We start from the raw sequence: 21411 nt of genomic DNA on the forward strand, positions 1-21411 counted from the left end.
TCTGAGACCATGGAGGCGTGAATGAGATTCCGCGCGGCACGCTTCAGGAGCAGACCTTCTACGAGCAGGTCGGCGGCGAGGAGACCTTCCGGCGCCTCGTCCACCTCTTCTATCAGGGCGTGGCCGACGATCCGCTGCTGCGGCCGATGTACCCGGAGGAGGACCTGGGTCCGGCCGAGGAACGGCTCACGCTCTTCCTGATCCAGTACTGGGGCGGACCGCGCACCTACAGCGACAACCGCGGCCACCCGCGGCTGCGGATGCGGCACGCACCGTTCGCGGTCGACCGGGCCGCGCACGACGCCTGGCTGAAGCACATGCGCGCGGCCGTCGACGGGCTGGGGCTGACCCCGGAGCACGAGCGGCAGCTGTGGGACTACCTCGTCTATGCCGCCGCCTCCATGGTGAACACCGCCGAATAGGGCCGGCCCGCCGCACCGAATCCTTTAGCCGCCCAGCTTCTCCGTCACCCAGCTGTGGAAGTCACCGATGTGATGCTCACTGGGCACCAGCACCCCGCCCGCCCGGTAGGCGCGTGAGTCCATCGCCGGCTGGGTGCGCTCGCAGGCGGCGAAGTCCTGCACATTGACCCGGTGGAAGAGCTCCACCGAACGGGAGATGTCCGCGCCGGTGGCGAGCACCTCGGGCGTGTAGAGCCAGTCGCACTCGACGACCGTACGGTCATGGTTCATCGGAAACATCCGGTGCACGATCACATGGTCGGGCACCAGGTTGACGAAGACCTGCGGCTTCACGGTGACGGCGTAGTAGCGGCGGTCCTGTTCCTCGGCCAGGCCCGGCAGCCGGCCGAAGCCCTCGCTGCCGTCGACGGTGAAGCCCTGGGCACCCTCGGAGAAGGCTGCGCCGTGGCCGACGTAGTACTGGGCCGCGTAGCCGCGTGCGAACTCCGGCAGGACGTAGGTCAGTTCGGGATGGATGGTCGCGCAGTGGTAGCACTCCATGAAGTTCTCGACGATCAGCTTCCAGTTGGCCTTCACGTCGTAACGGACGCGCTTGCCGAGGGCGAGCTCGCCGGTGCGGTAGCGCTCGATGGCGGCGACCTCACCGAGGCGTTCGACGGCCGCGCCGACCACGCTGTCCTCGAACGACGGCGGCTCGTCGGCCAGACAGACCCAGGCGTAGCCGAGCCATTCCCGCAGGGCGACCGGACGCAGCCCGTACGCGCCGCGGTCCACGTCGGGCATCTTCACGAGGTTGGGTGCGGCGACGAGCGCGCCGTCGAGGTCGTAGCTCCATGCGTGGTACGGACAGCGCAGCGTACGCCGCACCTCGCCGGACTCCTCGGTGCACAGGCGTGCCCCGCGGTGCCGGCAGACGTTGAGGAACGCCCGTAGCTCACCTGCCCTGTTGCGGGTGACCAGGACGTTCTCGCGGCCGACCTGAGCCGTGCGGAAGGCGCCGGGGCGTGCGAGGTCCGCGGAGCGCACCGCGCAGAACCAGAGCGATTCGAAGATCCTCTCCTGCTCCCGGGCGAAGATCTCGGGGCTGGTGTAGTGGTGGCCGGGCAGGGTGGCGAGCAGGCTCGGCGGCTGCGATGCCCCGGTCTGCGGGTGCGGGGTGTGCGAGAGCGGCGTGGCCGGCGTCGTGGTCATCAGGTCGTCTCCATCAGGCGGGCGCGGTCGCGATGCGGCCGGGGTCGAAGAGCTCGATGGGGTGGTGCGTGGTGCCGTCCAGTGCCAGATCGGCCAGGATCTCGCCGACCACGGGCACGAACTTGAAGCCGTGCCCGGAGAATCCGCAGGCGACGGTGACGGCATCGGCGTGGGACGGATGCCGGGCGATGACGAAGTGCTCGTCGGGCGTGGTGGAGTACATGCACGTGACGCCCTTGAGGAAGGTGCCGGGCAGCGTCGGCAGCCGGGGTGCCAACTGGTCTGCCATGGCTCGTACTTCATGGTCGTGGACGGTGCGGTCGATGGTCTCGGGGGTGCACGGGGTGCCTTTGCGGAAGAAGGCGACCTTGGCCCCGCCGTCGGGTCCGTCGATGGCGGGGAAGCCGTAGACCTGGACCCCGGCGGTGTCCTCCCAGATGTAGACGGGATGGCGTTCGGGAGAAAAGGGGCCGGTGCCGCCGTCCGGCCGGAACCAGTACATGATCTGCCGCTCGATGCTGAACGGCACCCGCAGATCGGTGAGCAGTTGCGGTGCCCAGGCTCCCGGGCAGATGACGAGGTGGCCCGCGGTGTAGGTGTCCTCGGCGGTGTGGACGCGTACTCCGTCGCGGTACGGCTCCCAGCGGGTGACCGGCTCCTCGTACCGCAGCTCGGCGCCGTCGCGGGCGGCCAGCTGGAGGTGGGCCGCGACGGTGTTCTCGGGCCGCAGCAGTCCGGCGCGCACCTCGTACAAGGCGACCTCGTCGTCGGCGGGGGTCAGCGTCGGGAAACGGCGGTGCAGTTCCTTCGCGTCCAGCATCTCGTGCGGCAGGTCCCACTGCTGGGCCGAGCGCAGCGATCCGGCGACCGTACGCGACTCGGGCCGACCGACCATCACGCCGCCGCACAGCGTCGCCACGTCGCGGCCCGTGTCCCGTTCCAGTCGCTCGTAGAGCTCGTAGGCGCGCAGCAGCAGCGGGACATAGGCCGGGTCCTCGAAGTAGGACTGTCGGGTGACGCGGGATCCGCCGTGGCTGGACCCCCGGCTGTGCACCGGACCGAACTTCTCCAGTCCGAGAACACGGACCCCCCGGGCGGCGAGATGGGCGGCGGCCGCGCTGCCCATTCCTCCGAGGCCGAGGACGATCACGTCGTACGCGGGTGCCATGCGTGTCCCTTCTACCGGCGGATGCGGGTCATCTTGGGGTCGAACAGGGGCTCTTCGGCGACGGTGGCGGCGACCTTCTCACCGAAGTACTCCACATGGACCGCTGTGCCGGGTTCGAGAGGCGGCAGCCAGGCGTACGCGATGCAGCGGCCGACGGTGCAGCCGTAGCCGGCGCTGGTGACATGGCCGGCCGGGGCGCTTGGCGCCCCGTCGGTGTACACGGGCTCGCTGCCGAGGACGACCGCTGTCGGGTCGTCGAGCGTGAGGCAGGTGAGCCTGCGGCGGATCCGCTCCGGGGAGAGGGCGTCGCGGCCCGTGAAGTCGCCCTTGTCGGGGCGGACGGCGAAGTCGAGACCCGCTTCGTAGGGGGTGTCCTCGTCGGTCATGTCCTGGCCCCAGGCGCGGTATCCCTTCTCCAGCCGCAGGGAGTTGAAGGCGCTGCGGCCCGCGGCGACGACGCCGAGGTCCTGCCCCGCCGCCCACAGGGTGTCCCAGAGCCTGAGGCCGAGGTCGGCGGTCGTGTACAGCTCCCAGCCCAGCTCTCCGACGTAGCTCAGCCGCATCGCGGTGACCGGGACATGGCCGATGAAGGTCTGCCGGGCCTTGAAGTAGCCGAAGGCGCGGTGCGAGAAGTCGTCGCGGGTGAGCGGCTGTACGAGGTCGCGGGCGAGCGGCCCCCAGACCCCGACGCAGCAGGTGCCGGAGGTGATGTCGCGGATCTGTACGGTGGCGGGCGCGTGCCGCAGCAGCCAGTCCAGGTCGGCCGGCGAGTTGGCGCCGACCTGGAAACTCTCGTCGGCGAGGCGCGCCACGGTCAGATCGGAGCGGATGCCGCCCGTCGCGTCCAGCAGCAGGGTGTACGTGACCGAACCGACGGGCTTCGCCAGCTGGTTGGTGGTCATCCGCTGGAGGAACGCGAGCGAGCCGGGGCCGCTGACCTCCAGCCTGCGCAGCGGAGTCATGTCGTACAGCGCGACCCTCTCGCGGGTGGCCCGTGCCTCGGCCGCCGCGATGGGCGACCAGTAGCGGACCGCCCACGGGTCCCGCCCGGGAAGCTGCGTCCCTTCGGCGAGCGGTGCGTTGGCCTCGTACCAGTGCGGCCGCTCCCAGCCTCCGCCCTCCAGGAAGAATGCGCCGAGTTCCTGCTGACGGGCGTGGAAGGGGCTGGTCCGCAGTGGACGCGGCTGCTCCATGGGCTGGAGGGGGTGGATGACGTCGTACACCTCGACGAAGTTCTGCGCGCTCCGCTCCGCGATGTAGGCGGGTGAGCGCTGGACCTCCTCGAAGCGGGCGATGTCGCACTCGTGGACGTCGAGAGCGGGCCGGCCGTCGGTCATCCACTCGGCGACCGCTTGGGCGACACCGGCGCTGTGGGTGACCCAGACGGCTTCGGCGAGCCAGAAGCCGCGCAGTTCGCGGGATTCGCCGAGGACGGGCATGCCGTCCGGGGTGAAGGAGAAGACGCCGTTGAAGCCCTCCTCGACGGCGCTGTCCGCGAGGGCGGGCAGCAGGCGCGTGGCGTCGTTCCAGCTGGGGGCGAAGTCGTCGGCGGTGAAGTCGAGCCAGGACGGCATGACCGGCGCGTCGTCGTACGCGGGCACGGTGAACGGGTCGACCGGTATGACGCGGTGCGCGTACGAGCCAATGCCGATCCGGTCACCGTGCTGCCGGACGTACAGATCGCGGTCCTGGTGCCGCAGGACCGGCAGGTCCTCGCGCGGGATCCCGGGCAGCGGCGCGGTTTTCACGTACTGGTGGGCGAGCGGCAGCAGTGGTACCTGCACCCCGGCCATGGCGCCGATCACCGGGCCCCAGAAACCTGCGGCGGAGACGACGTGTTCGGCGGGGAAGGTGCCGCGGTCGGTGACGACCGCGGTCACCCGGCCGCCGTCGCGCTCGATGCCGGTGACGGTGTGCCGGTCGAGAAAGCGCGCGCCGCGGGCCACCGCCCGCTCCATCTGAAGGCGCCCGGCGTCCACGGCGCGGGCCAGACCGTCGTCCGGCGTGTGCAGGCCGCCGAGCACGAACTCCTCGTCCAGCAGCGGCCACAGCTCCTTGCAACGGCGCGGGCTGAGCACCTCGGCCCGTACTCCCCAGGAGGCGGCGAGACCGGCCTTGCGGTGCAGGTCGGCCAACCGGGCCGAGGTGGTGGCGACTTCCAGGCCGCCGACCGCGTCGAACGCGCCGAGCGCGCCGAACTTCTCGACGGTGCGGGCGGCGAAACGGGTCATCGTCCGCGACGGATTGGTCTGGAAGACGAGCCCGGGTGCGTGCGAGGTGGAACCACCGGGAGCGGGGAGCGGGCCCTGCTCGAGGACGGTCACATCGCTCCAGCCACGGGCGGTGAGTTCGTCGGCGAGCGAGCACCCGACGATGCCGGCCCCGATGATGACGACGGATGGACTGGGCATGCCTCAACCCCCAGCTGTTGCGCTGTGCACGACGGGTTGCGCGATGAGAGACATAGTGGGAACGCGCGGGGGCCACCGTCAAGGGCCCACGGGCACGGAACGCCGATGTAACACAGGGCCGCGGCGGAGCGTGGCCGGTGTGACGGGGTGTACTGGTCGGCCGGTCGGTCGGGAGAAGTCCTGGACAGGGGCGGGGCGACACGGGGTGCCGAGGGGCGGGTGGGGGTAGCGGGGCGTGTGGGGTGGCCGGGGATTGCGGGCCGGGGCCCGAGGAGGCGAGCTGGGGCAGCGGGGCCCCGGGGGGCCAGTGGGGCGAATGGGGCAGGGCCCGGCGGGCGGCCGGGGTTCGGGCGATGGGGCCCGTGACGCGGACGGGTCCGGGCGACGAGATCCGTGACGCGGGCGGGGCCCGCGTTGGGACCCGTGACGCGGACGGGCCCGGGCGACGAGATCCGTGACGCGGGCGGGTCCGGCGTTGGGACCCGTGACGCGGACGGGCCCGGGCGACGAGATCCGTGACACGGGTGGGGCCGGCGTTGGGACCCGTGACACGGGTGGGGCGGGCGAGGCAGGTCGGCGGTGGCCGGAAGCCGTCCGCCGGAAAGTCAGCCGCCGTAGCCCATCCGCCGGGAGAGCTCCTCCGCGACCGCCATCGTGCGCTTGGCCAACTTCGGCAACAGCTCCTCGCCGAGCCGGTAGGCCGGCCCGGAGGCGCTGATCGCGCCGATCACGGTTCCGTCGTGGGTGTACACGGGCGCCGCCACCGCGTTCAGGCCGATCTCCAACTCCTCGGCGGCGATGGCGAACCCCTGCTCGGCGGCCTCCGCCAGCTGGCTGTCGAGATCGGCGGGCAAGGTGACCGTGCGCTCGGTGTACCGCTCCAGACCGGCGGCGAACAGCCGCTCCCGCACCGCGCTCGGGGCGTGCGCCAGCAGCACCTTTCCGCTGGAGGTGGCGTGCAGCGGGGTCCGGCGGCCGAGCCAGTTGTACGTCGTCACGGAGGCCGCGCCACGGGCCTGCGCGACATTGACGGCCGCGTCGTCGTCGAGGATCGCGATGTTGACGGTCTCGCCCACCTCGTCGGCGAGTTCACGACACAGCGGTGTGCCCTCCTGCGAGATGTCGAGCCGTACGGCGGCCGCTCCCGCGAGCCGGAGCATGCCCGCGCCGAGGCAGTACTTGCCACGCTCCTTGGCCTGGGTGACCAGCCCCCGGTTCTCCAGCGCACCGAGCAGCCGGAACGCGGTGGACTTGTGCACACCCAGTTCGTCGGCGATCTCCGTGACGCCCGCTTCACCGTGCCTGGCAAGGCTTTCGAGCACGCTCACGGCACGGTCCACCGACTGTACGGCGCTGGCCTTTTCGGTCATCCGTCGAACCCCCGTGCTGCTGTGCGCGTTGCGCATCGCGCTACACGATGCATCGTGCGGCGCCCCTGCCCACTTGCGTGAACGTTAACCGGTTCTCGTAGGGATGACGCTCAGGCCGCCGAGACCGTTCGTCCGTACGGCGATCGACCCGAAAGGGGTACGCAGTCTGAGCCATGCGCCCGTGGACAGCAGCGCCACCGGGACGGCGGGGCGCAGAAATCCGAGCGAGTGGGCCGCATGTACCGCGCGCAGGGGCAGGGGGGTGTCGGCGAAGGTCCGCGACCAGATGTCCCGGCCGATCCGGTCCCGCTCGGTGCGGGTGCGGTGCTGGGCCGGCAGCCGCTCGTCGCGGGCGCGGAACTCGGCGATCGCGGCGGTGACCGCGGCGCGCATCTCGGCCACCGGCGGCAGCCCGGGCACCTCGCGCCAGCCGCCGCGCGGCGGGAGCACGCCGGTCCACGGGGGCCCGGTGACGGGGGCGGGCACGGTGAACCTCTCGCTCCCGAGGCTCTCCAGCAACTCACCGGCGGAGACGGTGACATCCAGCTCGGCGGGCTCACCGAGGCGGGCCGCACGGACCGCCAGCACCTCGAAGGACGGCGGACGTCCGAAGACCGCGAGGCTGGACAGCGGTCCGTCGGCGCCGCCGGCCTGGAGCCTGACGGCCGCGGCGCGGTCGTAGTGGATCAGCCGGGAGAGGAAGGCGGAGAGATCCTCCGCCTCCCTCTCATCGGCCAGGTGCAGGCTCTGCACGGGTACCGTCATGCCGCGAGAGCATCCTCGTCGGCGCCGTCGGCCGCGTTGCCGTCGGCACCGTCCAGATACTTCTGGAGGTAGGACTTCTCCTCGGCGGTGATCCGCCGCGGACGCTCGGCCTCCAGGTTGTACGGCACCACGACGGTCGAGGCCCGCACATACACCTGCGAGGCGCCCTCGGCGTCCTTGACCTCGTACGCGATGGTGAGCGAAGCCGCGCTGATCTTCGTCACCCACGACTCGACGACCACCGGCTCGTGCCGGTGGACGAGCGGCCGTACGTAGTCGATCTCGTGCCGTGCCACGACCGAACCGCCGGAGAACGACGGCGAGCCGTCCCCCGGCGCCAGCCGGAACATGAAGTCGATCCGCGCCTCTTCCAGATACCGGAGGAAGACGACGTTGTTGACGTGCCCGAAGGCGTCCATGTCCGACCAGCGGAGGGGGCAGCTGTAGATGTGCCGGGCCATCGTGAACCTCAGCCCCGGGTGAGCTTCTTGTAGGTGGCACGGTGCGGCCGGGCCGCGTCCGGGCCGAGGCGCTCGACCTTGTTCTTCTCGTACGACTCGAAGTTGCCCTCGAACCAGAACCACTTGGACTCACCCTCGTAGGCGAGGATGTGCGTCGCGACCCGGTCCAGGAACCAGCGGTCGTGGGAGACGACCACAGCCGCACCGGGGAACTCGAGCAGGGCGTTCTCCAGCGAGGAGAGGGTCTCGACGTCGAGGTCGTTGGTGGGCTCGTCGAGGAGCAGGAGGTTGCCACCCTGCTTGAGGGTGAGCGCGAGGTTCAGCCGGTTGCGCTCACCGCCGGACAGGACGCCCGCCGGCTTCTGCTGGTCCGGGCCCTTGAATCCGAAGGCGGAGACATAGGCGCGGGACGGCATCTCGACGTGGCCGACGTTGATGTAGTCGAGCTCGTCGGAGACCACGGCCCACAGGGTCTTCTTCGGGTCGATGTTGCCGCGGGTCTGGTCGACGTAGGAGATCTTGACGGTCTCGCCGACCTTGATCTCGCCGGCGTCGGGGGTCTCCAGGCCCTGGATCATCTTGAACAGCGTGGTCTTGCCCGCGCCGTTCGGACCGATGACACCGACGATGCCGTTGCGCGGCAGCGTGAAGCTCAGGTCGTCGATGAGGAGCTTCTCACCGAAGCCCTTGGAGAGGTTCGCGACCTCGACGACGACGCTGCCCAGACGCGGGCCCGGCGGGATCTGGATCTCCTCGAAGTCCAGCTTCCGCATCTTGTCGGCCTCGGCCGCCATCTCCTCGTAACGGGCCAGCCGGGCCTTGGACTTGGCCTGCCGCCCCTTCGCGTTGGAGCGGACCCACTCGAGCTCTTCCTTGAGCCGCTTGGCGCGCTTGGCGTCCTTCTGGCCCTCGACCTTCAGACGGGTCTGCTTGGTCTCGAGGTACGTCGAGTAGTTGCCCTCGTAGCCGATCGCGCGGCCGCGGTCGAGCTCCAGGATCCAGCCGGCGACGTTGTCCAGGAAGTACCGGTCGTGGGTCACGGCGACGACGGTGCCGGGGTACTTGGCGAGGTGCTGCTCCAGCCACTGCACGGACTCGGCGTCCAGGTGGTTGGTGGGCTCGTCGAGGAGGAGCAGGTCCGGGGCCTCGAGCAGCAGCTTGCACAGGGCCACGCGACGCTTCTCACCACCGGAGAGGTTGGTGACGGGCCAGTCACCGGGCGGGCAGCCCAGCGCGTCCATGGCCTGCTCCAGCTGGGCGTCGAGGTCCCAGGCGTTGGCGTGGTCCAGGTCCTCCTGGAGCTTGCCCATCTCATCCATCAGCGCTTCGGAGTAGTCGGTCGCCATCAGCTCGGCGACCTCGTTGAAGCGCTTCAGCTTGCCCATGGTCTCGGCGGCGCCGTCCTGGACGTTCTCCAGCACGGTCTTGGACTCGTCGAGCGGGGGCTCCTGGAGGAGCATGCCGACGGTGTACCCGGGCGAGAGGAACGCGTCGCCGTTGGACGGCTGCTCCAGACCGGCCATGATCTTCAGCACGGTGGACTTACCGGCGCCGTTGGGGCCGACCACACCGATCTTCGCACCGGGCAGGAAGCTCAGCGTCACGTCATCGAGGATGACCTTGTCGCCGTGCGCCTTGCGCGTCTTGCGCATCGTGTAGATGTACTCAGCCAAGAGAAACCGTCCGGCAAGAAGTGGGTGGGCAGAGGTACACCCCATCTTGCCGTACCGCCACCCCTGGGCGAAAACGGATAGGTGAGGGTGCCTGCCGGCCCCTTGTCCGCCCGCCTCCGCGGCGTCGGCCGAGCGGGGCAGCACGCGACCCGCGGGGCGCCTCCCGCCTCACCGTGCGCACACAGCTGCGCACGGCGGGTGTGACTCCTGGGTGGAATCTCCGGAATCGGACGGCGCCTCCCGATCCCGGTGTCCCGATTCCCCGCGTCCCGGCCTCCCGGCGTCCCGGCGTCCCGCGTCCCGGTGCCCCACGTCCCGGCGTTCCGGTGACGGGCGGGCTCGGGGGTGCCCAATCCGCACCCCCGACCCGGAGCGTCGTCACTCCGCGGTGGGGATCTTCTTCTTCCGGAGGAAGAAGATCGCGCCGCCGCCGATGACCACGAGCACGACCGCGACGCCCGCGATCTTCGGAGTGGCACTGGATCCGCCGGTCGCGGCGAGGTCGCCCTCCAGTCCGGCCGAGACGCCGCCCGCGGCGGCCGGGCTGGGCTCGGAGCCCAGGGTCTGGGTCTCCGGCGCCGACGCACCCTTGATCTTGCAGTCCAGGACGCCTCTGAAGTTCTTGCTGAAGCCGCCCGGCCCCGTGATCGTGAAGTCGTACGTCTGGTCCTCGGCGACCGGAATGGTGACCGTCCGCGACTCCCCCGCCGCGATCGTGTGGCTGAAGCCGGCCAGATCGAAGGTGAACGGGGCGTCCCCCTTGTTGGCCGCCGTGATGTCGACGCCGCCCTTTGCGCAGTTCTTCTTGGCCGAGAGCGCAGGGATCGCCCCCGCCGTGGCCCAGGTGGCCGCCGCGTTCGCCGAGACCGTGGACTCGCTGGACCCGGCGAGGATCTGCGTCTGGCTCCTGGTCGTACCGGCGAAGGCCCGGCCCACCGGGACCGAGGTTGTCGCCTGCGCGCTGAGCGTCGCCGAGCCGTCCACGGCGCCCGCCGGCACGTCGAAGAAGACCTTGGCGCCGTTCACGGCGGACGTAACCGGCTTTCCGGCCGCGTCCGTGATCCTGATACCGCTGGCCGCTGCGTCCACCGGCGGGGTCAGAGTGACCTGGGCCGCGTCCGTGCGCACGGTGACGGGCCCGAGCCGCCCGCCCGCCTTGCCGGAGACCGCGCTCGGTTCGAGGCTGAGCGAGGCCTTCGGCTCGGTGACGTTGCGCGCCTTGGCCTGGAGCCAGTCCGCGAGCTTCTCCGCCGCCGGGTCGCGGGCGTCGACGTCGGCGTTGTCGGAGTAGCGCCAGATGGCCACCTGCGTGCCGGCGGCGGCGGTCTTCTGGCTGAGCGGACCGGTACCGGCCGACGCGGCCAGCGCGGCCAGGTCGTCCACCTGCGGGTAGGAGTGCTGAAGGATCCAGCGGATCTTGCCCGCGTTCCTGTTGGTCGCCAGCGAGGTCTGGCTCCAGGGCGTCTCCAGGTACTTGGCCTGGTCCTGAGTCGGGTTGTGTATGTCGATGCAATAGGTCTTGAGGCGGCCGCCGCCGTCCACGGTCATCTCGAAGACACCGGCGGGTATTTCGTGGCTCTCGCCGTTCGCCCGGAGTACGGCGGTATCGAATGTCTTCAGTCCGTCGAGAGTGGCGACGGCGCCGCCCTGGTGCTGAACGTCGTCGTCTGCGACGGCGGAACCCGCGCCTGCCACGGATCCTGCGGTGATGAGCCCCGACATCACGACCGCGGCGGTAAGACGGCGGACAGCGTCCCGCCCGCGGGCGACCGACGCAGAGAACGTGCCGAACACAGAATTCCCCTCCGGGCGAGGCCTATTCGCGTGTGACACGTGGGGGGAGTGCCTCGCCAGCATGCTCAAGTGCCCCGTGAGTACTGGGAAATCCTAGGGAGGCCGCGGACCGCAGGTCCCCGTCATACCGTCAGACAAGCATTCCGACTCGCAATCGTTATCGCCGACCGTCCAACCCTCACCGCCCTGCGCTTCTCAATCGGCAAATCTCCACAACTCCCGGTCAGGGTGCGGGCACTGGCGGTCAGAGGACCCGCGCGCACGGTCGAGGCACAGGCACCGGCACGGCACCGGCCCTCAGGCCAGAGCCGCTGCGACCTGCGGCTGCACCCCCTCCCCCGCCTCCGCCCGGGGTGGACCCGCCGGCTCCGGCCGTGCCAAGCCCGCCGGAAGAACCTCGCGCTGCGCCGGCCCCTCCCGCATCGGTTCCGTCACTTTCGGTGCCGCTTTCACCACACGCCGGAATGCCGACGTACCCCGCGTCAGGTCATGACCGACGGCCACCGCCTCGATGTCCACGAATGTCCTGCGCTGCCCCTCTCGCTGCCCGTTCCGCGAACCGCCGGGATCGGTCGCCCGGTATCCCTCCCGGTCCTCCTCGCGGACCCGCAACCGGCCATGGACAAGAAGCGGGTCGCCGACAGAAACGGAACCGGCCAGATTTATGGCGAGAGTGCGCCAGGCGATAACCGTGTAGAAGCTGGTGTATCCATCCGTCCAACTCGCACTCTGCCGGTCCCAGCGCCGGGGTGTGACCGCGATACGGAATCGCGCCACACCGCCCGAGGCCGTTTCCCGGTAGTCCACATTCGTGGCGACATTGCCCACCACCGTCACCATGGTGTCGTTCACGGCGACCACCCTCCCCGTCCGGTTCACGGTCGGCTTTTGCCGACCGGTTTCCATGCTGAACCGGCCCGGAGTATCCCGCTGCGCCCTGTGGACTAACGCCCCGCTGTGGAAAACCCCGTCACCCCGGAGCCCCGCCCGCCGCCGAGCCCCGTGCCCGGCCGCGAACCTCCCCCGTGCCCGGCCATCCCCGTCCTGCCGGACACCTCGGAGTACTGCTCCCGCACCTCCCGGTACCGCATCAGCTCGCCCGCGATCGGATCCAGCACCTTCGCCCGCCCGCACCCGGCCGCCGCCTCGTGCAGCCGGCGCCGAGCGTCCTGCCCGTACCGCCGCGCCGGCCCCCGCACCGCCGCCGTGCACGCCCACTCCACCAGTGGTCCACCCACGATCCCCGCCACCATCAGCAGCGCGGGGACGATCAGGCCGGGCTCGAAGATCCCGATGATCTGACCCACCAGCCACAGCCCGCCGTAGACCTGAAGGAGCGTCATCGACGCCTGCGCCAGTACCGCGGCGGGCCACCACGCCGGCCGCAGCGGCTTCTTGCTCGTCGTCACCGCCTCACGCGCCGCGAGTTCGTCCAGCGCCTCCGGCAGCCCGTCCGCCCCGCGGACAGCCGCCTCACGCACCGCCTGCGCCCAGGGGACCGGCAGCCCGGCGGCCGCCTCGTCGGCGACCGTACGCACCGCCTGCTCGACCCGCTGACGCGCCGTGAGCTCCTCCTCCACCGGCGTCGTGGCCTGCGGCGCGGCGCCCCCCGGCGTACGCGAACGCTCGTACCAGCGCCACAGTCGCAGCCAGGGCGTACCGCACGCCCGCCCGGCATGCCTGCGCCACTCGCGCTCCGCCGCCTCGCCCGCGGCGTTCGCACCCACGGCCTCCGCGAGCCGTGCCGCGAAGTCCTCACGCGCCCGCTCGTTCAGACCGGTGCGCCCGACCGCGACGTACACCGAACGCAGCTTCCCGGCCGCCGCGTCGACATCGGCGGAGAGCCGACGGGCCGCGGCACTGCGCTCCTGCACGAACTTCCCGAGCATGTCCCGCAGTTCGTCGACGCCCTGTCCGGTCAGCGCCGAGAGCGGCAGGACCGTCGCGCCCGGCTCGCCGTGTTCGCCGAGGGCCATGCCGTCCTCGTCCAGGAGCCGCCTCAGATCGTCGAGCACCTGGTCGGCGGCTTCTCCCGGCAGCCGGTCCACCTGATTGAGCACCACGAACGTGATCTCCGCGTGGCCCGCGAGCGGTCGCAGATACCTCTCGTGCAGTGCGGCGTCCGCGTACTTCTCCGGGTCGACGACCCAGATCACCGCGTCCACGAGGGCCAGCACCCGGTCCACCTGCTCGCGGTGTTTGACCACCGCCGAGTCGTGGTCGGGCAGATCGACCAGCACCAGACCGGACAGCTCCTCGTCGCCGCCCGCGAGCGGCCTGCGCCGCAGCCGCGGCGGGATGGCGAGCCGGTCGAGCAGCCCCGCGGCACCCTCCGACCAGCTGCACGCGATCGGCGCCGCGGTGGTGGGCCTGCGCAGCCCGGTCTCGGACAGGGGTACCTGGGCCAGGGCGTTGAAGAGCGTCGACTTTCCGCTGCCGGTGGCGCCGGCGATCGCCACGACGGTGTGCCGCGCGGACAGCCGCTGCCGGGCCGCGGCCTCGTCGAGGACGCGCCCGGCCTCCGCCAGGGTGCTTCCCTCCAGACGGGTGCGGGACAGGCCCACCAGCTCGCGCAGGGCGTCCAGACGGGCCCGCAGCGGGCCGCCGTACGCCCCTCCGATCTCCACGTGCTCCTCGCCGGGGTCCTCCTCGAACAGCTCCAGCTCCTCCTCCCCCTTGGCCCGCCGGGCGATCAGCCCGTCGTCCCAGCGCCCTTCGGCCGGCTGCTGCTCGTCGGCTCCGTCCAGAGGCTCGGCCGGCCCGTGCACATGCTCATGGCTCTCGCGCACCCGTCCATCGCTCTCCTGCACACGGTCATCGGTCTCGTTCTCGTCGCCCGTGATGGCGGTCAACGCCATCACCTCACCTTCTGCAGTAGGGACAGCGCGGCGATCAGTTCGGCCTGCGGTTCGGGCGTCACTTCGAGCGCGTCGAGGGGTGCGAGGCGGCGGTCGCGTTCGCTGTTCAGTACGCCGTCGAGGTACGTGTTCATCAGCTCGCCGCCCTTGTCGCGCAGCCGCAGAGCACCCTGCGCTCCGATCCGCTCGGCGAGCCGCTCACCGGCGCCACGGGCCCGCCGGCCGCCGAGCAGGGCGGCAGCGACCAGCGCGGCCAGGGTCTCGGAGTCGGGCGTGGTGCTCAGCTCCATGCTCCGCACCTCCTCCTCGGCGAGCTCCTCCAGTTCCCGCCGCCAGCGGCGCACGGCCATCCCGATCCGCTCCGCAGCCTCCAGGTCCATCCGTCCCCGGAACACGACGGCCGCGGCGCCCGGCTCCCGCCGCCAGGCTTCCTGGATGTGCTCGTCGGCGGCGGCGACGGCACACTGCACCAGCGCGCACAGGCTTCCGACCAGGGAATCCAGCAGTTCACCGGCCGTGCTGTCCCGGGGGAAGCCGCGCCAGCGCGTGCGCGCGTCACCGGCGAGCACCGCGCCGGCCCGCACCTGCCGCGTCACCCGCTCGCGCTCCTTCTCGTAGGCCTCCTCGACCACGCCGGTGAGCCGAACGACCGTCGCGTACTGCGCGGCGACGGCCGCGGCCAGCTCGGGCATCCGCGCCTTGAGCGAGTCGATCACCCCGGTCGCCGTACGCCCGAGTGCCTGCTGCCGCGCGGCCGGGTCCTGCACCCTGTGGGCGAGCCAGGCGAACAGCGGCGCCACGGCGGTGGTGGGCAGCAGACCGCTGCCGCCACCGGCCGATTCGGGCAGCTCGGGGATGGTGAACCGGGGCACGTCGCCGAGCCCGGCCTTGGTCAGCAGGGCCGCGTACTGCCGCGAGACGTCCGCGATCACCTGGTGCGGCACCCGGTCGAGCACGGTGATCAACGTGGCGTCGTACTCCTTGGCGGTACGCAGCAGGTGCCAGGGCACGGCGTCCGCGTACCGGGAGGCGGTCGTGACCATCACCCACACGTCGGCGGCGCAGATCAACTCGGCGGCCAGCAGCCGGTTCTCCACGACGAGCGAGTCGATGTCGGGCGCGTCGAGGAGGGCGAGCCCGCGGGGCAGGGACGAGGCCTTCTCGATCCGCAGCGCATTCGCCTCGCCCGCGTCCCGGCCGCTGCCGGCCTCGTCCTCGTCGGTCTCGTCCTGATGGGGCAGCCATACACGGGTGAGCTGGGGCAGCACCCGCATCTCGGCGAACCAGTGGTGATCGTCGGGGTGGCAGACGAGCACGGGTGTACGGGTGGTGGGCCGGAGCACCCCGGCCTCGCTCACGCGCCGCCCCACAAGGGAGTTGACGAGGGTGGACTTACCGGTTCCGGTGGACCCCCCGACGACCGCGAGGAGCGGCGCTTCGGGGTCCTTCAGGCGGGGCACCAAATAGTCGTCGAGCTGCGCGAGCAATTCCGTTCGCGTCTGGCGGGCACGCGGTGCACCGGGCAGGGGAAGGGGAAGACGCACGGCGGCGACACGGTCGCGGAGGGCGGTAAGTGCGTCGATCAGCTGAGGCCGTGCATCCAAGGTCACCACATGCGAAGAATGCCTAATTTTGGTGGCTTTTTGAAGCGTATGAGCATGTCTGCGCGCCGGTCGGACACATGGGACACACGGGACGAGTGGGACGCAGGCATAACGAGTGCACAACACCAGCGACGAGAGACGGAAAAAGCGATGCAGGAATCGCACCTGCCTGCGATTATCGGTTCGCTTCACTGAACCTCCACATCGTGCCACGCAGGTGAAGCAACCGGGACAAGGCGATCGGAGCCCTATCCTTGTCCCCGGCAAGGTCACGGATCCCCGGGCTCCGGTAGCCGCGGCCACCATCCGGCCCCCGTAGCTCAGTGGATAGAGCAGGCGCCTTCTAAGCGCTTGGCCGCAGGTTCGAGTCCTGCCGGGGGCGCGCTCGCAGGCCCTCCCTTTAGGGAGGGCCTTTTTGCTGGTCAGGGGCGCTTTGTGCGTGCAGTCCGCAGCGCGGGGAGCTGTCGCGTCGGCGGTCGGGCGCAACAGCTCAGCTACATGATGCGGGTGGTCCAACTGGCGGCACAGGAAGGGCCGGGCCCCTCTGGAGCGCGGCGGTCGGCAGCTGTCGGCACAGCCCCGTAAAACCGCACGGGCCCGCGCAGGCTGTGGATCGCGGCGGGCGTGGGCCCTCATGATCGCCTCTCCCGTTGGATGCGAGCCCTCAGGAACACCTCTCCCGGTAGGCACGGCCTTGACGCGCAGATGCGCCGTACCGCCCCCGATCCCAGCTCTCCGTAAGCCCGTACCGCCCGGATCGCCACTCGTGCCGGGCCGGGTGACCATGGAATTCGGGACAGGCTCGGGGCCAGGCACTGGGAGACGCCCGTGGCGCACACTCACGACACCGACGTACTGATCGCCGGCGCAGGCCCGGTCGGGCTGAGCGCCGCCGCCGAACTCCGCCGCAACGGGCTGCGCTGCCGTCTCATCGACCGGTTGCCGGCCCGTCTCCCGTACGCCAAGGCGGTCGGTATCCAGCCGCGCACCCTGGAGATCTGGGACCGGATGGGCCTGGCCCGCGCCATGCTGGAGGCCGCCACTCCGATGCGCGGTCAGCTGATCTACGGCAACGGCGAGGAGCAGGCACGGATCGATCTCGTGCTGCCGCCCGAAGTGCCCTACGGATTCGCCGCGCTGCCGCAGTACGAGACCGAACGCCTGCTGGAGGAGTACGTCGCGGGCCTCGGCACGGCCATCGAACGCGGCACCGAGCTGCTGTCGTTCACCCAGGACGCGGACGGGGTCACCGCGCAGCTGACCACCGCCTCCGGCGTTGCCGAGGAGGTACGGGCGCGCTGCCTGATCGGGTGCGACGGCGCGCACAGCACCGTCCGCAAGGGACTGGGGCTCAGCTTCGAGGGCGGAGCGTTCGCCGAGGAGTACATGCTCGCCGATGTCGTGGCCGACTGGGACCTCCCGAAGGGGTACGGAATACGGTCCATGCACCGCGCCGACGACGGCACCACCGACGACCTGCTGGTCTGCATCCCACTGCCGGGCGCCGGTCGTTACCGCATGTCGATGCTGGTACCGCCCGAACTCTCCACCCAGGGGCCGAACTCCGCATCAGCGGGCAACGGCGTCGCGCACGGCATGGAGGGCGGGCGCGCCCCGGAGCTGTCCCACATCCAGGCCGTCGTCGACCGCCTGGCTCCCACTCCGACTCTCGTCTCCGACATGCGCTGGTCCTCCGTCTTCCGCATCAGTCACCGGATCGTCGACCGTTACGGCGAGGGCCGGGTGTTCGTCGCGGGCGACGCCGCCCACATCCACCCGCCCACCGGCGCCCAGGGCATGAACACCGGCATCCAGGATGCCTGCAACCTGGCCTGGAAGATCGCCCTCGTCGTCCGCGGGGAGGCCCGGCCCGAGCTGCTTGCCACCTACGACGCCGAACGCCGCCCCATCGGCGAGGAAGTCGTTGGCCGAACGGTCCGCCACGCCACCCAGGGAATGGAGACCGACCCCGACGACCCGCGGATGCTGATGCTCCGCGAAGCCCAACTGCTCGTCGGCTACCGGGACGGCCCGCTCGCCGGCCCCCCGTACGGCCCGATCGACGCGCCCCAGCCGGGCGACCGGGCCCCGGACTGCGCGGGCTTGATGGGCCACATCGCCGCCCACCCCCTGCGCCTTCTCGACATCCTGCGCGGGCGTTCGGAGCATGTACTGATCCTCTACGCGTCCGACACCGCAGACCTGGCCCAGGCGGCCGAGGCCGCCTGGGTGACGCGGAGGACCGAGGACAGCGCCTCCGACGGCCCGGGTCCCCGGATGGGGCTGGAGACGATCGCCGTCCTCGACCGCGACGCCGAATCCACCGACGACTCTCCGACGGTCCCGCTGTACCGCGACGATGCCGGGCAGTTCGCCGGCCTCTACCGTCCCGACGGCCCGACGGGTTTCGTGGTCCGCCCGGACGGGCAGCTCGGCGCGCGCTTCGCCCTGGCGGACACGAAGCAGGCCCTGTCGGCCTACTGGGGATCCTTGTCCGCGTCCGGGGCGGCGTGAACACAGCGGTCGGCCGTCGAACCTCGGAGGCTGTCCGGGCCAACTCCCGTGAGCCACCTTGCCGATGGCCTGCTGTCGCCGGGGCACGGTGGTACCGGCCCTACAAGTTGTTGTCGTTGCCCGTGTTGCAGACGGGTAGAAAGAGCCTCATGACTGCTCTCGGTGCCGTGTTCCGTCCCCAACTACCTCCCGAGCGGCTGCGCGGTATCGCGCGTGCGGCGGATGAGGCGGGGCTCGAGGAGTTGTGGCTCTGGGAGGACTGCTTCATGGAGAGCGGGATCGCCACCGCGTCCGCCGCCCTCGCCTGGACCGAGCGGCTGCGGGTCGGGGTCGGACTGCTGCCGGTGCCGTTGCGGAACGTCGCGCTGACGGCCATGGAGGCGGCCACCCTCGACCGGCTGTTCCCCGGGCGCATCGTCCTGGGCGTGGGACACGGCGTGCAGGAGTGGATGGGACAGGTCGGTGCGCGAGCCGAGTCGCCGGTCACGCTGTTGCGCGAGTACCTCGAGGCGCTGCGGGCGCTCTTGCGGCGGGAGCGGGTGACGATGGACGGTCGCTATGTGAAGCTCGACGGCGTTGCGCTCGACTGGCCGCCGAACACCTCACTCCCCGTACTCGCAGGGGCGGTCGGGCCGCGCTCTCTACGCCTGACCGGTGAGGCCGCCGACGGAACGATCCTCGATGCCAGCATGTCGCCCGACGACGTACGCAACGCCCGTCGGCTCATCGACGAGGGACGTGAGGCCGCGGGGCGCACCGGAGCGCACAAGATCGTCGTCTATCTGCACACCGCGACCGGCCCCGGCGCCGCCGAACGGCTCAAGGCCGAACTCGCGGACGGGGACGGGGACGGGAACTCGACGGAGCTCGGTGTGGCCGGGGACGCGGGCACGGTCGCGCAGTTCGTCCAACGGTTGGCGGCTGCCGGTGCCGATACGATCGTCCTCCAGCCCACGCCCGACGAACCGGATCCCGAAGGCTTCGTACGTTTCGTGGCCGAGGAGGTCCGTCCTCTGGTCCCGTGACCGGTCTTGCGGCTGGTTGTGCGAGAGGTCCCCGGAGGCCGCCTCACAGCGTGCGCCGGGCGGCCGCCGTCTCTTCCTCGACCGCTGCCAGAATCGCCTGCCACGGCACCGTGAGCCCCTCCGGCTCCTGTCGAGGCTCGTGCAGCGGCCAGACGTCGGGGCCCTGGATCAGCCGTACGTCGCCCGAGCGCAGGGTCTCGATGTGGCGCGTCCACGCCGGGTGTCGGGCGTGTGCGGCGTTGACGCGCGGGAACACGATCACCGGGACGCCGCGCGTTCCGATCGCCTCGCCGACCTGCGTGAGGGCTTGGTTGTCGGCGATGCCGGTGGCGAGCTTCGCGACGTAGTTCGCGCTCGCCGGGGCGACGACGTAGCAGTCGGCTGTGGGATGCGGCCGGGGCTCGTCGGGCAACCGGGGCGTGTCGCGTACGGGGAGTCCGGTCGCGGCCTCCAGCAGCGGCAGTTCGCCGGCCGCCCGGAGCCAGTGGGCGGCCGTCGGAGTCAAGGTGACGGCGACCTGCCAGCCCAAGGCGATGGCCGGCTCCACCAGTCCCGTACGTACGGCTTCGACCCCGTCCGTCGCCGAGCCGACCACTCCGAGAACGCCTCGCCTGCCTGTTGTCACCGTGTGCCCACCTCGTACGGTCGCCGGTCTGCGGTTGTCGTCGGTCGTCGGCCGTGCTCGCGGCGAGTCTGGTCGGTCTATGCGATCAAGGGCAAGGCGAGGTTCGTGCGGTTCATGCCTTTTGTGCGGTTCTGCGTTTGTACGGGTCTGCGGTTCGTGTGCCTCAGAGGATCCGCCACCGGACGAGTGCCGCGAGAACCGCCACCCCTGGCAGGAGCGGCAGCCACACGGTGAGAAGGCGGAAGCCGAGAACGGTCGCGGTCGCCACCACCAGCGGAGCTCCGACCATGACCAGCGCAACGGCCAGGGCAGGTTCGACGGAGCCGATGCCTCCCGGTGCGGGGATCATGCCGGCCGCGATGCTCGCCGCCAGGTAGGCCACGACGATGTGGTACCAGGGGACGGAGATCCCGAGGGCGAGCGCCACGCAGACCAGCACACCGGCCTGGAGCAGGGGGAAGGCCACCGCGCCGCCCCACAGGGCCAGTGTCCGCGAAGGCTTCTTGTGGAGCGCCCGCGCATCGGTCAGGGCGGTGCGCAGGAAGTCGAAGACGATCCGACGCAGCCGCCGGGCCACGAGCAGCACGACGGTCACCGCCGCGCTCAGTACGAGCGCGACGAGGACCACGGTAAAGACGGCACGCCCCGGCGGCACCAGTTCGTCCAGCCGCAGCGCGCCCGGGAACGCCAGCACGAGCGTCACCAGCAGCCCGACCCTGACGATCGCCTCGACCAGCGAATAGAGGGCAAGGGCGGCCGTCGAACGGTCCAGCGGAATGCCGCAACCGCGCAGAAAGCGCAGGGTGACCACGTGTGCGCCGAGTCCCGCGGGGAGGAGATGGTTCGCGGCGCCGGCCGCGAACTGCGAGGCCAGGAGCTTGCCGATGGGCAGCCGCTCGACGATCGTTCCCTGCCGAACGCACGAGGCCGCCACCCAGCACAGTCCGGTGACGACGCCGCCCATGATCAGCCAGCCGGTGTGGGCACCGCCGAGCCGGCTGACTCCGGAGGCGACGAGAGACCAGTTGCTGACGGCCCAGGCGGCAACGAGGGCGAACGGAACGAGGCAGATGATCTGCCGCACGGGAAGCCGACGGAGGCGCTCGAGCGGCCGCCGGTGCGGGGCCGCCGTCGTCGGGGCGAGCACCTGCGTCCCGTCGGGGGCAAGGCCCTCCGTCCTGTCCGGGGCAAGGCCCTCCGTCCTGTCCGGGGCAAGGCCCTCCGTCCTGTCCGGGGCAAGGCCCTCCGTCCTGTCCGGGGCAGGGGCGTCGGCAGGGGCGGGTACTACTTCGCTCTCAAGGGAGGGTGCGGCCTGAATGTCGGGCGCGGCCGGAGCGGAGGTCTCGGGCTGGGGCGGGGTCTCGGGCGGGGTGAGGGTCTCGGGCATGGCCACGCTCTCGGCCGTCCTTCTTCGTCGGGCGCGTCACGCTTCGCGAGCGCGATGGGGCGGGAGTGGCTTTCCGGAACCTGCCCTCCGCTCCCGACATCCCGGTGTCCTGAAGCCGACATCCGGTGGATACGTCGGTGGCG

16 protein-coding genes and 1 tRNA gene are annotated in these 21411 nt (G+C 71.1%); 4 read left to right on the plus strand and 13 right to left on the minus strand.

Translation table 11 applies throughout. The features are described from left to right. The first annotated feature begins 17 nt into the window (after positions 1-17). On the plus strand, positions 18-422 hold the full coding sequence (locus ABTX78_RS12600; protein ID WP_352206775.1) for a globin: 405 nt from the start codon (positions 18-20) through the stop codon (positions 420-422). A gap of 24 nt (positions 423-446) precedes the next feature. Here ABTX78_RS12600 and ABTX78_RS12605 read toward each other — a convergent pair whose 3' ends face one another. The 11 genes from ABTX78_RS12605 to ABTX78_RS12655 all read right to left on the minus strand — a co-directional run bounded on the left by ABTX78_RS12605 (position 447) and on the right by ABTX78_RS12655 (position 15717). After that, positions 447-1613 carry an aromatic ring-hydroxylating oxygenase subunit alpha gene (locus ABTX78_RS12605; protein WP_352206776.1) on the minus strand — a complete coding sequence of 389 codons (1167 nt, stop codon included), beginning with the start codon at positions 1611-1613 and terminating at the stop codon, positions 447-449. Between the two features lie 13 nt (positions 1614-1626). Further along, positions 1627-2781: an N-methyl-L-tryptophan oxidase gene (gene solA, locus ABTX78_RS12610; protein ID WP_352206777.1), complete on the minus strand. Its 1155-nt coding sequence runs from the start codon at positions 2779-2781 to the stop codon at positions 1627-1629. Positions 2782-2792: 11 nt separating this feature from the next. Continuing rightward, positions 2793-5192, minus strand: coding sequence for a GcvT family protein (locus ABTX78_RS12615; RefSeq protein ID WP_352206778.1), 2400 nt, complete (start codon positions 5190-5192; stop codon positions 2793-2795). 605 nt (positions 5193-5797) lie between these two features. Continuing rightward, positions 5798-6562: an IclR family transcriptional regulator gene (locus tag ABTX78_RS12620; protein WP_352206779.1), complete on the minus strand. Its 765-nt coding sequence runs from the start codon at positions 6560-6562 to the stop codon at positions 5798-5800. Between the two features lie 84 nt (positions 6563-6646). Further along, positions 6647-7327: a DUF8010 domain-containing protein gene (locus ABTX78_RS12625; protein WP_352206780.1), complete on the minus strand. Its 681-nt coding sequence runs from the start codon at positions 7325-7327 to the stop codon at positions 6647-6649. Continuing rightward, a complete protein-coding gene (locus ABTX78_RS12630; protein WP_352206781.1) occupies positions 7324-7788 on the minus strand; it encodes an acyl-CoA thioesterase in 465 nt (154 codons plus the stop codon). Before ABTX78_RS12630 ends, ABTX78_RS12625 begins: the two co-directional genes overlap by 4 nt. Before the next feature lie 8 nt (positions 7789-7796). Then, positions 7797-9461 (minus strand): energy-dependent translational throttle protein EttA, encoded by a 1665-nt coding sequence (ettA, locus tag ABTX78_RS12635; RefSeq protein WP_352206782.1) that lies wholly within the window; start codon positions 9459-9461, stop codon positions 7797-7799. 378 nt (positions 9462-9839) lie between these two features. Further along, on the minus strand, positions 9840-11318 hold the full coding sequence (locus tag ABTX78_RS12640; protein ID WP_502993855.1) for a Cys-Gln thioester bond-forming surface protein: 1479 nt from the start codon (positions 11316-11318) through the stop codon (positions 9840-9842). Between the two features lie 234 nt (positions 11319-11552). Next, complete coding sequence (locus ABTX78_RS12645) at positions 11553-12107, minus strand: single-stranded DNA-binding protein (RefSeq protein ID WP_352206783.1); 555 nt, start codon at positions 12105-12107, stop codon at positions 11553-11555. Positions 12108-12199: 92 nt separating this feature from the next. Beyond that, a complete protein-coding gene (locus ABTX78_RS12650) occupies positions 12200-14113 on the minus strand; it encodes a YfjP family GTPase (RefSeq protein ID WP_502993856.1) in 1914 nt (637 codons plus the stop codon). Further along, positions 14113-15717 (minus strand): dynamin family protein, encoded by a 1605-nt coding sequence (locus ABTX78_RS12655; RefSeq protein ID WP_352206784.1) that lies wholly within the window; start codon positions 15715-15717, stop codon positions 14113-14115. Before ABTX78_RS12655 ends, ABTX78_RS12650 begins: the two co-directional genes overlap by 1 nt. A 309-nt stretch (positions 15718-16026) precedes the next feature. Here ABTX78_RS12655 and ABTX78_RS12660 point away from each other — a divergent pair. The 3 genes from ABTX78_RS12660 to ABTX78_RS12670 all read left to right on the plus strand — a co-directional run bounded on the left by ABTX78_RS12660 (position 16027) and on the right by ABTX78_RS12670 (position 19256). After that, positions 16027-16099 (plus strand) — tRNA-Arg (locus ABTX78_RS12660). A 446-nt stretch (positions 16100-16545) separates the two neighbouring features. Beyond that, the gene (locus ABTX78_RS12665; RefSeq protein WP_352206785.1) at positions 16546-18231 is read left to right on the plus strand and encodes an FAD-dependent monooxygenase; all 1686 of its coding nucleotides are present in this window, start codon (positions 16546-16548) and stop codon (positions 18229-18231) included. 149 nt (positions 18232-18380) lie between these two features. After that, positions 18381-19256 carry an LLM class flavin-dependent oxidoreductase gene (locus ABTX78_RS12670; protein WP_352206786.1) on the plus strand — a complete coding sequence of 292 codons (876 nt, stop codon included), beginning with the start codon at positions 18381-18383 and terminating at the stop codon, positions 19254-19256. A 43-nt stretch (positions 19257-19299) separates the two neighbouring features. On the opposite strand, the gene ABTX78_RS12675 is transcribed toward ABTX78_RS12670, so the two are convergent. Next, the gene (locus ABTX78_RS12675) at positions 19300-19881 is read right to left on the minus strand and encodes a flavoprotein (protein ID WP_352206787.1); all 582 of its coding nucleotides are present in this window, start codon (positions 19879-19881) and stop codon (positions 19300-19302) included. 163 nt (positions 19882-20044) lie between these two features. After that, positions 20045-21268, minus strand: coding sequence for a lysylphosphatidylglycerol synthase transmembrane domain-containing protein (locus ABTX78_RS12680; RefSeq protein WP_352206855.1), 1224 nt, complete (start codon positions 21266-21268; stop codon positions 20045-20047). Positions 21269-21411 lie beyond the last annotated feature (143 nt).

The organism is Streptomyces sp. NPDC096193 (assembly GCF_040302905.1).
GTDB lineage: Bacteria > Actinomycetota > Actinomycetes > Streptomycetales > Streptomycetaceae > Streptomyces.

What these genes read in the sequence shown, in the direction of transcription:
- ABTX78_RS12640 (WP_502993855.1), bottom strand. Translation starts at nt 11,318, where the DNA reads ATGCTGGCGAGGCACTCCCCCCACGTGTCACACGCGAATAGGCCTCGC.
- ABTX78_RS12680 (WP_352206855.1), bottom strand. Translation starts at nt 21,268, where the DNA reads ATGCCCGAGACCCTCACCCCGCCCGAGACCCCGCCCCAGCCCGAGACC.
- ABTX78_RS12670 (WP_352206786.1), top strand. Translation starts at nt 18,381, where the DNA reads ATGACTGCTCTCGGTGCCGTGTTCCGTCCCCAACTACCTCCCGAGCGG.
- ABTX78_RS12630 (WP_352206781.1), bottom strand. Translation starts at nt 7,788, where the DNA reads ATGGCCCGGCACATCTACAGCTGCCCCCTCCGCTGGTCGGACATGGAC.
- ABTX78_RS12625 (WP_352206780.1), bottom strand. Translation starts at nt 7,327, where the DNA reads ATGACGGTACCCGTGCAGAGCCTGCACCTGGCCGATGAGAGGGAGGCG.
- ABTX78_RS12650 (WP_502993856.1), bottom strand. Translation starts at nt 14,113, where the DNA reads ATGGCGTTGACCGCCATCACGGGCGACGAGAACGAGACCGATGACCGT.
- ABTX78_RS12615 (WP_352206778.1), bottom strand. Translation starts at nt 5,192, where the DNA reads ATGCCCAGTCCATCCGTCGTCATCATCGGGGCCGGCATCGTCGGGTGC.
- solA (WP_352206777.1), bottom strand. Translation starts at nt 2,781, where the DNA reads ATGGCACCCGCGTACGACGTGATCGTCCTCGGCCTCGGAGGAATGGGC.
- ABTX78_RS12605 (WP_352206776.1), bottom strand. Translation starts at nt 1,613, where the DNA reads ATGACCACGACGCCGGCCACGCCGCTCTCGCACACCCCGCACCCGCAG.
- ABTX78_RS12620 (WP_352206779.1), bottom strand. Translation starts at nt 6,562, where the DNA reads ATGACCGAAAAGGCCAGCGCCGTACAGTCGGTGGACCGTGCCGTGAGC.